A 14,546-nucleotide genomic window follows, 5' to 3' on the forward strand; every position below is an offset into this window, starting at 1 on the left:
ATTTAAAACCCGTTGTCTTTAAAAAATGATTCAGTCAATGGTTTTGTCTGTTTTTCTTGTTTTCCTTGGTGGAGAAAGCGGTAAATGTATTTGCCGATCATATCGCACTCAATGTTGACGATGCTTCCGGCCTTTTTTTCCGGAAAAATTGTTTCATCCAATGTGTGCGGGATAAGCGAGACTGTTACTTGATCCTCCGTCAGTCCAAAAATGGTGAGGCTGACGCCGTCTACGGCGATCGAACCTTTTAACACAAGCATTTTGGCTAGTGAAGGGTCAAGTTTTAAATCATAGTATACGGCGTTAGCCGCTTTTTCTATGCGCACGATCGATGCAGTGCCGTCGACATGCCCTGACACCATATGCCCGCCGAAGCGGCCGTTTGCCGCCATCGCCCTTTCAAGATTGACGCGGCTTCCTTTTTTTAATGTGCCGAGTGATGTTGCTTTCAGCGTTTCAAGCATGACATCCGCCGTGAAACTGCCGGAACCGAACTCATTTACGGTCAGGCAGACTCCGTTGACAGCAATGCTGTCGCCGAGCTTGACATCTTCGATCACTTTGTTGGATTGAATGACTAAAGACATGGCGCTTCCCGCCTTTTTCATGTCCAAAATCGTTCCGACTTCTTCAATGATGCCTGTAAACATATGCCACCGCCTTATTCTTTTATCGGTTTTGCCGCCAGCTTTATATCCTGGCCGATCTTGGTAATGGTTGTGAAATGCAGTAAGGGGACATCTTTCATCGATTGAAAGCCTTCACCGGAGAGGATGCTGGGAGATTGCAGCCCTCCGATTAATTTAGGGGCAAGATAGAAGATCATTTGCTGATAGAGTCCTTCTTTGACGAAGCTTGCGTGGACCGTTGCGCCTCCTTCGACAAAGACTGAAGCGATGCCGCGATCTGCAAGGTGCAGAAGCACGTCGCGCACCGGAAGTTCATCCGCATCCAGCACGGTTACCTGTACGCCTTCTTTTTCCAGGTTCCGAACCTTTTCGGGATCTGCCTTGGACGTCGTGTAAATCCAAGTTGGCGCTTCTTTATCCTGAATCACTTTTGACTGAAGCGGGATTGACAGCGTCGTATCCAGAACAACACGCACGGGCTGATTCACCGCACCAGGGAGACGGCATGTTAAACTCGGGTCGTCTGCTTTTATTGTGCCCGATCCGACTAAAATACTCTGGTGATTTTTTCGGTATTGGTGAGCGTCCATTCGCGCTTCTTCAGAAGTAATCCACTTGCTGTCGCCTGTTGTGGTAGCGGTTTTGCCGTCAAGGCTGGCAGCGGCTTTTAATGTCACATACGGAAGGCCAGTCTGCATATAATGCATGAACTTTTCGTTCAGCTCTTCCGCCTGTTCTTTGAGAACGCCTGTTTCCACCTCGATCCCGGCGCTTCTCAGCATCTCGATTCCTCTTCCGGAAACGAGTGGATTTGGATCTTCCGCTGCCACGACCACCCGCTTCAAACCGGAACGAATAATCAATTCCGCGCAAGGAGGCGTTTTACCGTAATGGCTACACGGTTCAAGCGTCACATAAATGTCGGCTCCTTCCGCATGGCGGCCTGCCATTTGAATGGCATGCACTTCTGCATGCGCTTCGCCGTATTTTAAATGGGCTCCCATTCCGACCACTTCGCCGTCTTTGACGACAACGGCTCCGACAAGCGGATTGGCCCCGGTCTGACCTTCGCCCTGCTTCGCAAGCTCCAATGCAAGATTCATATAATGCGCATCTGTCATGAATTTTCCTCCCTTCTTCCAAAAAAATAACCCCGGATGTCGATCCGGGGGTTTGTTTTTGTGCATGAGAAATAAAACTATGCTTATTCATTATTTTTACATAGTCTCTTCATCCTTCTCCCATCCAGACTTTCACTGTCGGCTTCAGCTTTTCACTGAATCCACCGCTTTGCACGAAGCACAGCGGGTCACGGGCTCTAAAGCTGTCTCTCGCTTTATTACCGCCGGTCGGGATTTTCACCCAGCCCCGAAGGATACAATCGATATTTACTTGTCCTTATGCGTAATTATAGCGGCCGTATATTAAAATTGCAATGAAAACTGCTTGCACAGAAAAACCCTCTGAAAAACAGAGGGTTTTTAATCTGCCACCTTGACGACTTTGATTAATCCGTCGATTCTGTTGGCATTAGAGAAGTAGGCCTTTACTTTGTCTCCTTCTTTAATGTCGGACAGATCCTGGTTGAGATTTTTCGCATTAAAAATGATCTTCGTTCCGTTATCTGATACCCCGTGGTATTCAGTGCCGTCAATTTTGGTGATCTTATATTGATAAATGGTATAGTTCTTTTCCTCAGATGAGACGGTTTGGCTGAGCGCCGTTGAGACATCCTGAACGCTTCCGTTTTTTAAATAATAAAAGCCTCCGGCCAGTACGGCAGCCAAAACGAGCAGAACCGTGAGCTTGAATTTTATTTTCCCCATGATCAAAACCTCCAGAACACGTTCTGAACTATCCTATGTTTATTTCCTGTGAATGATGAAATAAAACACATTCGATTCAGACGGAAAATATGTGGTTTTTAAGTATAACGCAAAATGAAGGGAAATCGTTTCATATTCAGACGAAATACTACTTATAACCTACGAATATACATTCTGATTTAGGGGTGTGTATGAAAAACAAGCTTAGAAATTGAGTCTAAATAACTATTTTCAAAAAACCGTTTACTGTGTTTTCTTCGCTTTAGGTTTCACTGTAAAAGTCGTTTCGGATGGCGATAACGGACTGATTTTTAAAATACTCGCTGTCTTTCGTTTTTGCCCAGGCGAGAAACTTTACATGCTCGGAATGGAACAGCGCATCGTGCTGGGACGAGCGAGCAGCAGCCGCGCCGAGTCTGTGTTTGATTTTGCGTACGAACTTCCAATATTGATAGAAAGGCAGTTTCAATTTTGTCATAAATCCTGCCGAGTCTTCAATCACATATCCTTCCTCTTCAATCGACGGGTTATTTGACACAGATAGGTACCATTTATAAAAATCGGTCCACTGGTGAAAAGCAATGACTTTTTGCTTACATTCTACGCGATATGTCTCGGCAAAACGGACGACGTCTTCATACGGCAACTTTTCATATTTCATTTGCCTTTTGACAATGTCGAGAAGGACAAGCTTGTCCGATTTGTACTCGATAATGTGCGGATCTTTTTCTGGCAGCACGACTTCAAACACTAATGAAACATTGCGTTTTTTTACATATTCTTTTATATCCTCTATCTGTGATGCGTCAAACGTTTTGTGAAACAGTTCTTCCACCCATTTTGCATGACCGTCTTTTTGTCCGCTTGCCGATGTATAGGATTTTGAGGTGAAGACGAGCTCATCGGTTTCAGAATTGTAGCCGACCGTTCCCAAAAATCCATTCGCCTTATCATAAACGGTGACCGGAAAGCGCAGCGTGTTAACGAGAACATGCATTTTCGTCGTCAGGCGCTCATCGATGTTGAAAAATTTGTTGTAGCTTCTGCTGACAATTTCATTGGTGTTTCTGTTGATAAACAGCCCTCTTGCCTTCATGCTGACGCTGTCCCATTTTCTCTCCTGAAAAGCCTTCCTCGTAAAGTTAAAAGAGGAAATGCCGCCAGCTAATTTTTGCTCAGACACATAATCGTGTTCGTCCAAATGCTTTAGAAAATGTTCGACCGTCAGCTCCTCGTGTTCGTGATGAGAAGTAAGCGGAGGAGCGGAAGTTTTAAACACATCATTTTTAATTTCATGTGTTTGAATTCCCGACCGATCGATGGTGACAACTCTTAAATGCCCACCGTGCTCCACCTGCCCTTCCAGGTTATATGATTTTGCGGCTGCATGCACTGGAAGCCGGAACATGTTTCTGTGCCCGTGGATTTGAATGATGTTCCGCCCTTCCATATTTTTCGTAAAGACATGGTCGATATCTGTCTCATATCCGCCGACACCGTTGATCAGCTGGCTGGTAGCCGTAAACAGAAGGTTGTCAGGGAGCGCGGAAATGCCTCCGTGCGTGATGATGTAAGTGTCTTCTCCATACGTGAAGTAGACAATTTGGTGGAAGCGCCTGGCCAATTCCCTGATATCCTTTTTATCAAAGCCTGCTTCGTCTAATTCCGGTTTGGTCTTCTTGTTGAACACGCTGCTTCTTGTCTCTTCATCATGCCCGTATTGCTTTAAGTATTTATCATGATTTCCTTCGAGCAAAACCACATTTTTGCGGTCTTTGATACTGAGCAGAAATTGAACGACTTTTGCGTTTTCTATTCCTCTATCAAGCATATCGCCTGTAAAAATATATAACTCGTCATCTTCAAGTCTGCCTTTCAAATAGGAATCAAGCACCGTAAAACAGCCGTGCACATCCCCGATGACATGTATTTTTTTATAGCTGTCAAGCCGCCTCGGCTTATACTGCATCACATCGTCAAATTCTTCCGGCTTGATGACCGTTGTCCAGGAAGGCGCCGGTTCAGATAAAATCCGCTCGTGCATGGCGTGAACCACGCTGTCGGGCACCCGTTTATGCTCTATCCTCTCCCGGTTTCTCAACAGAGCGGTCTCAAGCGGAATATCGGAAAAATCAACCACATACGCTCTGTAGCGATACTTTAAAACAAGAGCTTTATAGCCTGAAATCATGCTTTGTTTCGCATGTGTGGCATCAACGATGGTGAATTCTCCCCTTTCCATCCTTTCTTCAAGCAGGCTGAACAAAAGCTTCCATACCTTGCCGTCATTTTTTTGGGAGATGTCGTATTTCCCTTCCAAATTTAACACGGGTGTCTGATGGATCAGCCTCAGCTGATCAGCAGACAGCGTATATTGATTCAATTGATGATCCCTGATCCAGGTCGATTTCCCGGTGCCAGGGCAGCCTCTAAGCAGTACTAAAGTCCTCATTGTTGATCTCCTTATTTTAGTTCTGATGAGTTTTATTATAAAAAATTTTAGCATTCCTTCCAAGAATATACGTACTTTTTTGCTATTTGTTTCAAAAAATAAAAAAAAAAGTCCCCTAAAGGGGACCTTTTTCGTGTCCTTAATGAAATTCCACATCTATCCTCTTTTTATCGTCCTGCTTGTCTTTCGGCATTCTCACTTCAAGCACGCCGTTCTTATAAGGAGCTTTTATCTCTTCATGGCTGACTGGAGCCGGAAGCGCGACTGATCTGTGAAACCGTCCTGTAAATCGTTTTTTCCGGTGCATGTTTTCTTCTTTTACTTCGTTTGATCTGTTGATGGATCCGCTAATATGAAGCATATTGTTTTCAACCTCGATATGAACATCTTCTTTGCTTTCAAAGCCGGGGAGATCACAGGACGCGACGATTTCATTCCCGGCTTCATGCACATCAACCCTGATATCGCCAATGCCATGCTCCCCTCCAAAGTTCGCCGGAAAATCGGCAAACACCCGATCAAACTCTCTTCTGATCGTATTTCAAATGTTTAAATGGTTCATAAGGTACTAACGGCATTTTCTTTCCTCCTTCATGTTTTCATAAGCTTATGATTTCTGTACGCTTTGATTTATGCATGCCTGTATGAGACCAAGCTCAGGGCGGAAGCGGCTTTTTATCGGACATAAAAAGAGCAGTGCTGATATAGACCAAGCACTGCCCTTTTACGGAAATATTATGTTACATTTCGTTCTCCGATATGAATCGGTGACGTTTTGACAGATGTTACGTTTCTCTCGGCAACTTGTACCGGTGCGGATGTTACGTTTCTCTCGGCGATTTGCACCGGTGCGGATGTTACGTTTCTCTCGGCGATTTGCACCGGTGCGGATGTTACGTTTCTCTCGGCGATTTGCACTGGTGCGGACGTTACATTTCTCTCGGCGATTTGCACCGGTGCGGACGTTACATTTCTCTCGGCGACTTTCATACCATCTGTTTGCGTCATCAGCACAGCACTTGCCAAAGAAAGTCCTGCTACTGAAGCAGCGGCGGTTAACAACAGTTTAGATTTCATACGACCAGTCCCCTTTTTTCATTTGTTTTCGAGCACTGAATACCGTTTGATAGAAATAAACAGAGTCGCTCAAGCGCCCAATTTCATTATAGTATTCAGCTGCTTCCAATGCCAAGTCCTCAATATCGGGATACATCTTTTTTGACCCGAGCAGCTGAAAAGTTTCGAGCATTGGAGCCCTGCCGTCATCATCAACATACAAGGCTTTTAAAAAATGAAATTTTGATAGATAGATCGAATCGTCCGATCGGCGGGCGATGTCAATTCCTTTGTTTAACGCGTCATCCGCCTGTTCGAGCTGCTTCAGCTTGAAATATGCAAGCGCAAGACTGAAAAACGCTTTTGGAAGAATATCTGATGACTCTTCTTGATAAATCGCAGCAGCCCTGTTGAAGTATACGGCTGCCTGATCGAAATCCCCCATCTTATAATAGCAGTTTCCCAAATTATAATAGGTGTGTCCTTCCAATATGAGCTGGCCTTCTTGCTGTGACAGCTTCAGCGCCTTTTCAAGATGTGACAGCGCTTTTTCATTCGACTCCAGATCGTCATAGTTCCCTGCGATGACGAACTCGCATTGGATTCTCCGAACCTTGTAAGTTTCATGCGCCTGATAGGTTTCAATCGCTTGAAGCGCATAGTTCATCGATACATGGCTCTGTTTCATATGATAAAACACTTCAGCCATTTTAAAATGAAACTCGGCTCTCTCTATTTCGTCCTCGACGTGCAGCAGCTTTTTTTCGGCGCGCCTGTAAAAAGAGATCGCTTTAATATAATCATGGTTTTTATATTCATACATCCCTCTAAAAAAGTTAAAATAATATTCAAGCAGGCCTGTCAGTTTTCCTTGTTCATCTTCGATATCTTTTAATATTTCAGAAAAGTCAGGCGGGGTTTCGCCTTCTTCCAAAGGTTTTACGTAATCAAGCATGATTCTGTGTCTGAATTCCATTAAGGCGTAATACAATAATAAGTCTTGATCCTCTTCCATTTGAGAAATTTCGCGCTCAATTTCTGCCTTCAGCATTTCGGCGTCCGTGACATTGAATTTGCGTATCGCGTTATACCAGTCATTAATTTTTACGCCGACTGCCGTCGATGGGATTTTTACGCTCACCCCTTACGCCCCTTCCTTTTTTACAGATTGCGTTCTCTATCTAGCTCTTCACTTGAATATATTTTACATAAAGGGTCATTTTTTCACAATTATTTTATTTATTAGCATCGTAATTTCCTAGTAGAATGTGGACGAAGAATCGGTCCCTGGTCCTGTTGCACCTGGAAAATGAACACCGTTTCAGACAAAAAAACAGCCCGGCTAAACGGGCTGTTTTTGTACTTTCTATGCGTCAAATACTTCGACTTTTTCCATGCCTTGTCCCTGCTCCATTGAAGTGACGGCATCAAGACCTGATGTGACCTTTCCGAAAACGGTATGAACGCCGTTCAAGTGCGGCTGAGGCTCATGGACGATAAAGAATTGGCTGCCTCCGGTATCTTTTCCTGCGTGAGCCATTGAGAGAGAACCGGCTTCGTGTTTATGCGGATTCCCTTCTGTCTCGCATTTAATCGTATATCCAGGCCCGCCTGTTCCGGTGCCGTGCGGGCAACCTCCCTGGCTGACGAAGCCCGGAATGACGCGGTGGAACTTCAGCCCGTCATAAAACCCTTCGTTTGCAAGTTTTTCAAAGTTGGCGACAGTTCCCGGCGCCGCATCCGGATATAGTTCAAACTCGATTTTTTTGCCGTTTGTCAGTTGTATGTATCCTTTTTTAGCCATCTTGATTCTCTCCTTTCATTTCACAAGGGTCATTATATCATATAGAAGAAGCACAGAGCCAATCGACCTGAAATAAACGCCGCTCTTGTATCGCTTTTGTAAAAGATTTTAAAAAAAGGTTGAATCGCCTGTGAAAATCATGAATGATAAAAGAGCGGTGTGATACGATACCGGGAGGGCATTTGACTTGAAGAGAAATTTCTCTCTTCTTTTCTTTGAAACCTCCCTCATCTTTCATCCGTCTATATTTCGGAACGCATTATTTCCGTTCCGGCAGGCTTCTTTAAAAGTACAGCAATTCTGCCTGAAGCCTGCATTTTTAAGGAGGGCATTGAGCTTGAAAAAATCGATACTAGGAATCTTTACAGCATTGTGTCTGCTCATTTTCCCGCAGGTCAGCTTTGCTGACGCCGCAGTGGGTGATGTCATCGTCACGCTGGGGAAAGACTTGTCAAGCCAGGACAGACAAAAAGTATTAAAAGAAATGAATGCGCCTGAAAATGCGACCATCATCGAGGTGACAAATGATGAAGAGCATAAATATTTAGGGAATTATATACCGAAATCACAAATCGGATCAAGAGCGATTTCTTCTTCTTCAATTACCGTAGCGAAAAAAGGCACCGGTTTGGAAGTTCAGACACACAATATCAGCACAATTACAGATGAAATGTATTTGAACGCGCTGATGACAGCCGGTGTAAAAGACGCCAAAATTTATGTCACCGCTCCGTTTGAAGTGTCAGGCACAGCCGCTTTAACCGGATTGATGAAAGCGTATGAAACGACTTCGGGCGAAAAAATTTCCGAAGATGTGAAAAAGGTCGCGAATGAAGAGCTTGTCACCACTTCAGAGCTTGGCGAGAAAATCGGCAGTGAAAACGCGTCGGCGCTGATGGCCAAAGTCAAGGAAGAAATCTCGAAAAACGGGGTTCCTGAATCGAAAGAGGAATTGGAGAAAACGATTGATTCGGCTGCCTCCGAATTGGGCGTGACGCTCACAGAGGATCAGAAACAATCTCTCATTTCTTTATTTAATAACATGAAAAATATTAATATCGACTGGAACCAGGTTGGAGACCAGCTTGACAAAGCAAAGGATAAAATCACGAAATTCCTGGATTCTGAAGAAGGACAAAATTTCCTTCAAAAACTGATCGACTTCTTTGTGTCTCTGTGGAACGCCATCGTTTCCGTATTCACCAGCGGCGGCACCTCAGAGTCCAACGGTTAACACAACTGCCAAAACACCTCCTTTTTCAATTGAAGGAGGTGTTTTATTTTTGCAGAGGGGAAGTCCCCTCCGTCTTCTTCATAGTTTTCATGAATAAAATCTGTCAGCAGTTTTGTAAATCGGTAAAACGTTTCGTTTTGCGTCGCTGCCCTGTCTTTTAGTGTGAACCGATCGAATAAAGATTTGCGAAAACCTGTGCTCATTTCAAGCTGAATGCTCAGCCCGGAAAGCGACTTGTTGGCGATGTTATTCGGATGGGTTCCGGCATACTTGTCGTCTGTCGCCAGCATTTCAGCGGCAAACCCCGAGCGGTTCAGCTCATCAACCAATATTCTGATTTTAGCGCGGTCTGTCCCGCCCACTTTAATATGGCGGTCTTCACTGTAATAGCCGTGAAGCGACATGACGTACAGGTGGCTTGCAGTGATTGCGAGAGCCGCTGGCTCGTCAAAACGCGTGCTTGTAATGTGAAGGTCCGTATTGCCTGATGATTTCAGCCCTTCAAACAAGTATAGGGAATAGTTTTTGGACACTTCATTGGCGATCTCACTTGTTCCGGGTTCGATGCCGCCTCCATGGATGGCCATGATAAGCATCGGCACTCTTGCGTCCTTCTCCGTCATTCGGTAAGACGCCGGATCTTCATTCCGCTCCAATTCTTCAAAGCTTGAATATTTATCACCGGACTGTGTTACACTATGGGCCGCAGCAGAATATGGGAATGAGATCACAGCAGAAATTAATAAAATATTCACAAAACTGTTTATTGCTGTAAAACGCTTCACTGTGTTACAATCAACACATTGCTTCAGGCACTGGAGCATGCGGTGGAGTAGGGATACTTTGGCCGGTTTCATCTACTCCGCCTCTAAATCCACGAAATCAGCAAAACTCATCCTTTTCACCTTGATCATTGCCTTTATCATCTCCTTTGTTAAATTTTTGTTAAATTCTCAATATTATATACAATTAGCCCGGTCGCTGTTCTATGCATGTCATAATCTTTTTTACAAAAAAACACCTCCCGATGGCCGGGAAGTGTTTTCAAGCTTGAATAAAAAATGGAGACTCCCCTTGAGGGAATCTCCATTTTTTTATTGTTTTACTTTCGATTTCAGCGGCAGATCCAGCTTGACGATATCCTCATACGTCTCTCTTTGAATGACGAGCTGCGCTTCTCCATCCTCGACAAAGACGACGGCCGGGCGCGGAATGCGGTTGTAGTTGTTGGCCATGCTGTAGCCGTATGCACCTGTGCAAAAAACGGCTAGCACATCTCCATCACGGACTTCGGGGATTTCCAAATCCCAAATCAGCATATCTCCGCTTTCACAGCATTTTCCTGCGATCGATGCGGTATCATGACAAGCATCATTCATCCTGTTGGCGACGGCCGCTTCGTATTTTGCCTCATAAAGCGCCGGTCTGATATTATCGCTCATGCCGCCGTCGATGGCTACATATTTGCGAATCCCCGGCACCTCTTTTTGCGAACCGATAGTGTACAGAGTAGTCCCCGCATCTCCGACGAGAGACCTGCCTGGTTCGATCCAAATCTCAGGGATGTCAAAGCCAAAATGCTCGGCATTTGCTTTGACCGCCTCGATGATTTTTTCAACATAAACATCAGCTGCGAGCGGCTCGTCGTCTTTTGTATAGCGGATGCCGAAGCCCCCGCCAAGATTGAGCACTTCCGGGATGAATGAGTAAGTCTCCCTCCATTCAGCCAGCTTTTCAAAAATCTTGTCTGCTGCAAGGACAAATCCTGCCGTATCAAAAATTTGCGAACCGATGTGACAGTGCACACCGAGGAGCTTAAACGCAGATGAGCGAAGAACTTGTTCGATGGCTTGTTCGACCTGTCCATTGTGCAGATCAAAACCGAATTTCGAATCTTCCTGTCCCGTCGTAATATAATCGTGCGTGTGCGCTTCAACTCCCGGCGTGATTCTGAGCAAAACGTCTACAGTTTGTCCTGATCGGTTGCAAAGCTCTTCTGTAATGGCGATCTCGTGAAAGTTATCGAGCACGATGCAGCCGATTTGATGCTCCAGAGCCATGGCTAGTTCTTCAGGGCTCTTATTGTTTCCGTGAAAATGAATCCGCTCAGCTGGGAACCCTGCTTTGATCGCAGTGAAAAGCTCTCCTCCCGATACCACATCCAGTGACAGCCCCTCTTGTTCGGCAAGCTGAATCATGGCAACCGATGAAAACGCCTTGCTTGCATACGCTACCTGCGCTTTTAAACCGGCTTCCGTGAATGCCTTCTGGAATTTTCGGGCGCGCTCTCTAATCAGCGCAACATCGTATACATAAAGAGGTGTTCCGTATCTTTCTGCCAATGATAGAACATCGACACCGCCGATTTCGAGGTGTCCTCTTTCATTTTGTCTGCTAGTACCATGTAAAAACAATTGTCATTCCCTCTTTCTCTATCTACAAAGGTGCAAGGGGCGGTCCGGTTGCTGCCCGATGCATCTTCCGGCTTCATGATAGTGCGATTCTTATGTTGTATTATAACATTTCATTTTAAAAACTAAACCACCATTTGTCCAAATTTTCTTGATTTACAAAGGGAATAATTCCCTGAAAAACTAATCCATTCTATTGATTCTAGAATAACAGAAAACAGCACTTGATAGAAATAGGCATACACAACGTCCATTCAATTAAAAAAAGAACCGAAAAACCGAGATTTTCGCCCATACAAATAGGCATTTACCTGAATATAATCTTAAAGATGAAACCCAAAAAACGAAGTGGGAAAGAGGTTATCATATGTATCCAAATCGTTACCCCTACACTCCGGCTCCCGGCTATACACCGGAAAATGCATACGACCCTTATCAGCCGGCTGCACATGATGAGCAGAGAATTTATGAGCCTTATGAAGGGCAGATTATTACAGCTCCGGCGAATACGAGATTTTGGCGGAGAGGAACTGAGGTTTTCCTGCATTCGTCAACGATTGACCCGTTCGGCCGCGAAATGTTGTATGTCGTCTATCCGATCAGAAGACAGAACAACATTTGCAGCCTCCGGGCAGTCGCGATTTCTGCCAACGAATACAGAGGCATCGGGACTCAAAGACCGGAATTCGATTACTGAAAAAGAGGCTTTTCCCTGGGGAAAAGCCTCTTGGAATGCCGGGTTCACGGCTGTCTGGACCGGTTTCTCGGATGAACGATGCTCGGCCTGACTTTTCCCCCGGGAACAGAAGTGCGCACGAGAACATGCCAAAACGCTTTTCCATTGAACGGGAGGAGCGGCCATAAGTAAGGAGTCCGCAATGACCTGATCGAAGTCATCACTATAGTTAAGATCGTTAATCCGATGACAAATCCCTCTACTTTAAAGAGCGCTACCAATATCAGCATAAACAGCTTCACCATTTTATTCGCCAGACTCAGCTCGTAGCTTGGTGTCGTATAAGCTCCGATTGCCGAGAGGGAAACGTATAAAATGACTTCAGGAGAAAACAAGCCGACATTGATCGCGATATCACCGATCAATACGGCAGCGATCAGGCCCATTGCAGTCGAAAGCGCCGTCGGCGTATGAATGGCGGCCATTCTTAAAAATTCGACGCCGAGATCCGCCAGGAAAATCTGCATGATAATCGGAATATGAGTGTCTTTGTTTAAACCGATAAACGATAAATTATCAGGCAACAGTGACGGCTGAATGACAAACAGCAGCCAAAGCGGCAGCAAAAAGGTGGAGGCCAAAATACCGAAAAACCGCACCCACCTTAAAAACGTTCCAACAGCCGGCGTCTGTCTGTATTCCTCAGCATGCTGTACATGATGAAACAAAGTGGTCGGCGTAATGATGACGCTTGGCGACGTATCGACGATCACGATGACATGCCCCTCTAAAATATGGCTTGCGGCTACATCCGCCCTTTCCGTAAACCTGACGAGCGGAAACGGGTTGAAGCCTTGGCCGACAAGGAATTCCTCTACCGATTTATCCGACATCGGCAGCCCGTCGATCTTCACATCTTCAATCTCTTTTTTTAATACTTCAACAAGATCGGGATCTGCGACATCTTCCAAATAGCAGAGACAGATGTCTGTTTTGGAGCGTTCACCGATATGAAGCATTTTATAGCGCAGGCGCTCATCTCTGATCCGGCGTCTGATCAGGGCTGTGTTGACGATAATGTTCTCGACGAATCCGTCCCTTGCACCGCGTACGACTTTTTCTGTATCAGGCTCTTCCGGCGTTCTGCCCGGATAGCTTCTGACATCGATGATAAAAGCAAACCCCGCATCTTCGACGATGATGGCAACCAGTCCTGACAACACTTGGTCGACCGCTTCATCAAGCGTTTCTGCTTTTGAAACCTGCTGGTTCAAAAGCCTGTTTTCGACAATCTCTTCAACCTCGCCCGACTCTTTTTCTTTATCATTCAGATGCACGAGTTCCCTTAACAGGTGAATGATGTATTGTGTGTCGCACAATCCGTTGACATAATAAAGTTGAACTTCATGGCCGAGAATAAAGACCTTGCGTACGCCAAGGTCAAAGCTTTCTCCCATGCCGACCCGCTTCTTAAAATACGCTTCATTCTTAGAAGGATCAAGGAATACGTTCGTCTTCTCCTGCTTTTGAGCACTCATGATACCCGCTCCTTTCTAAAATGAGCTCGACCGCTTTCATTGTAATCGGCGAACCTTTTTCCACATCGTCTTTTCTGTTCATCTTACCGATATCACCGATTCCGACAATGATCGGAACATCCAGCTGGTCAAGGCAATAGACCGTATCACCGTTCATTCGTTTGACATCAAGCTCTTTGACCCCGTGTTTATCGACGCCGTACTCTGTCAGTTCGCCTTCTGCATCGATTGATACATCGACCCTCGTCCACTCTGCATAATGAGTTTTTGAAGCGACGGCGATGACCCCGAGCACCTCGATACCGGGATGCACCGCCACATATTTCATAGCTGTCTCTCCCGGCCCTTCGCCTTGAAGTCCGGAATCATCAAACATGACGAATACAGGATCATGAGGGGTTTGCAGGATCATGGATACAAGCTCCGGTCCTGTTTTAACGCTTGGATTCCCCGCCGATTGGGAAATGCAACGGCCACCCGTTTTTCTTGCTGCATATTCGATTGCTTTTGCAGCGTAAATATCGCCGTCTGTGACCAAAATGACCTTGCGTTTTGCTGGCATTATCCTTTATCCTTTCGGTTTAAAAATCACGGCAACAAGAAAAGCAAACAAAATAGCGGAGGATATACCGGCAGACGTCAGTTCGAATATCCCCATGGCAATCCCGATAAAGCCGTGTTCCTCGGCTTGGTGCATTGCACCGTGCAAAAGGGAGTGGCCGAAACTGACAATCGGAACCGTAGCCCCGGCACCGGCAAATTCGATAAAACGGTCGTAAATGCCGAATCCGTCCAGAATGGCTCCTGATACGACAAAAGTTGTCATGACATGGGCCGGCGTCATTTTAAAGACATCAAGCAAGAGCTGGCCGATTACGCAAATCAGCCCGCCTGCAATAAAAGCAATGACATACTCCATC

Annotated in this window: 14 protein-coding genes, 1 pseudogene and 1 riboswitch; of the genes and pseudogenes, 2 read left to right on the forward strand and 13 right to left on the reverse strand. The window is 45.5% G+C overall.

All coding sequences use genetic code 11. The features are described 5' to 3' along the window. Positions 1–2 precede the first annotated feature (2 nt). From ribE to MKX80_RS12355, 8 genes and pseudogenes are all read right to left on the reverse strand, one after another. Positions 3–650, reverse strand: a complete 648-nt coding sequence (gene ribE, locus MKX80_RS12320) for a riboflavin synthase (RefSeq protein WP_154994274.1) — start codon at positions 648–650, stop codon at positions 3–5. 11 nt (positions 651–661) lie between these two features. Then, a complete protein-coding gene (gene ribD / locus MKX80_RS12325) occupies positions 662–1,750 on the reverse strand; it encodes a bifunctional diaminohydroxyphosphoribosylaminopyrimidine deaminase/5-amino-6-(5-phosphoribosylamino)uracil reductase RibD (RefSeq protein ID WP_154994272.1) in 1,089 nt (362 codons plus the stop codon). Between the two features lie 108 nt (positions 1,751–1,858). Continuing rightward, positions 1,859–2,009: riboswitch (FMN riboswitch) on the reverse strand. 101 nt (positions 2,010–2,110) lie between these two features. Then, a complete protein-coding gene (locus tag MKX80_RS12330; protein WP_043928407.1) occupies positions 2,111–2,455 on the reverse strand; it encodes a hypothetical protein in 345 nt (114 codons plus the stop codon). Between the two features lie 262 nt (positions 2,456–2,717). Further along, positions 2,718–4,907, reverse strand: coding sequence for an RNA ligase (locus tag MKX80_RS12335; protein WP_154994269.1), 2,190 nt, complete (start codon positions 4,905–4,907; stop codon positions 2,718–2,720). 139 nt (positions 4,908–5,046) lie between these two features. Continuing rightward, positions 5,047–5,485 (reverse strand): annotated as a pseudogene (locus tag MKX80_RS12340) (Hsp20/alpha crystallin family protein). 157 nt (positions 5,486–5,642) lie between these two features. Continuing rightward, positions 5,643–5,984: a hypothetical protein gene (locus tag MKX80_RS12345; RefSeq protein ID WP_268327116.1), complete on the reverse strand. Its 342-nt coding sequence runs from the start codon at positions 5,982–5,984 to the stop codon at positions 5,643–5,645. After that, a complete protein-coding gene (locus tag MKX80_RS12350) occupies positions 5,974–7,104 on the reverse strand; it encodes a Rap family tetratricopeptide repeat protein (RefSeq protein WP_154994266.1) in 1,131 nt (376 codons plus the stop codon). The genes MKX80_RS12345 and MKX80_RS12350 overlap by 11 nt, the downstream gene beginning before the upstream one ends. Before the next feature lie 225 nt (positions 7,105–7,329). Further along, on the reverse strand, positions 7,330–7,767 hold the full coding sequence (locus tag MKX80_RS12355; protein ID WP_003183133.1) for a peptidylprolyl isomerase: 438 nt from the start codon (positions 7,765–7,767) through the stop codon (positions 7,330–7,332). A gap of 337 nt (positions 7,768–8,104) precedes the next feature. Here MKX80_RS12355 and MKX80_RS12360 point away from each other — a divergent pair, with 337 nt between their 5' ends. Further along, entirely contained in the window at positions 8,105–9,001 is an 897-nt protein-coding gene (locus MKX80_RS12360; protein WP_154994264.1) for a DUF1002 domain-containing protein, read from the forward strand. Here the strand turns inward: MKX80_RS12360 and MKX80_RS12365 are convergent. Both MKX80_RS12365 and lysA read right to left on the reverse strand, forming a co-directional pair. Then, positions 8,998–9,858 (reverse strand): poly-gamma-glutamate hydrolase family protein, encoded by an 861-nt coding sequence (locus tag MKX80_RS12365; protein ID WP_268294255.1) that lies wholly within the window; start codon positions 9,856–9,858, stop codon positions 8,998–9,000. The genes MKX80_RS12360 and MKX80_RS12365 overlap by 4 nt on opposite strands. A 237-nt stretch (positions 9,859–10,095) precedes the next feature. Continuing rightward, positions 10,096–11,415, reverse strand: coding sequence for a diaminopimelate decarboxylase (gene lysA, locus MKX80_RS12370; protein WP_154994258.1), 1,320 nt, complete (start codon positions 11,413–11,415; stop codon positions 10,096–10,098). Positions 11,416–11,779: 364 nt separating this feature from the next. Here lysA and MKX80_RS12375 point away from each other — a divergent pair, with 364 nt between their 5' ends. Next, positions 11,780–12,109 carry a hypothetical protein gene (locus MKX80_RS12375; protein ID WP_154994256.1) on the forward strand — a complete coding sequence of 110 codons (330 nt, stop codon included), beginning with the start codon at positions 11,780–11,782 and terminating at the stop codon, positions 12,107–12,109. Between the two features lie 44 nt (positions 12,110–12,153). Here the strand turns inward: MKX80_RS12375 and MKX80_RS12380 are convergent, their stop codons facing one another. The 3 genes from MKX80_RS12380 to spoVAE are packed head-to-tail and all read right to left on the reverse strand — an operon-like array spanning position 12,154 to position 14,545. Further along, on the reverse strand, positions 12,154–13,626 hold the full coding sequence (locus MKX80_RS12380) for a spore germination protein (protein ID WP_154994254.1): 1,473 nt from the start codon (positions 13,624–13,626) through the stop codon (positions 12,154–12,156). Then, complete coding sequence (locus tag MKX80_RS12385) at positions 13,586–14,188, reverse strand: stage V sporulation protein AE (protein ID WP_154994252.1); 603 nt, start codon at positions 14,186–14,188, stop codon at positions 13,586–13,588. The genes MKX80_RS12380 and MKX80_RS12385 overlap by 41 nt, the downstream gene beginning before the upstream one ends. Positions 14,189–14,194: 6 nt before the next feature. After that, entirely contained in the window at positions 14,195–14,545 is a 351-nt protein-coding gene (gene spoVAE, locus MKX80_RS12390) for a stage V sporulation protein AE (RefSeq protein WP_154994250.1), read from the reverse strand. Between the last annotated feature and the right edge of the window lies 1 nt (position 14,546).

The sequence above is a fragment of the Bacillus sp. FSL K6-0972 genome (genome assembly GCF_037976035.1).
Lineage (GTDB): Bacteria > Bacillota > Bacilli > Bacillales > Bacillaceae > Bacillus > Bacillus haynesii.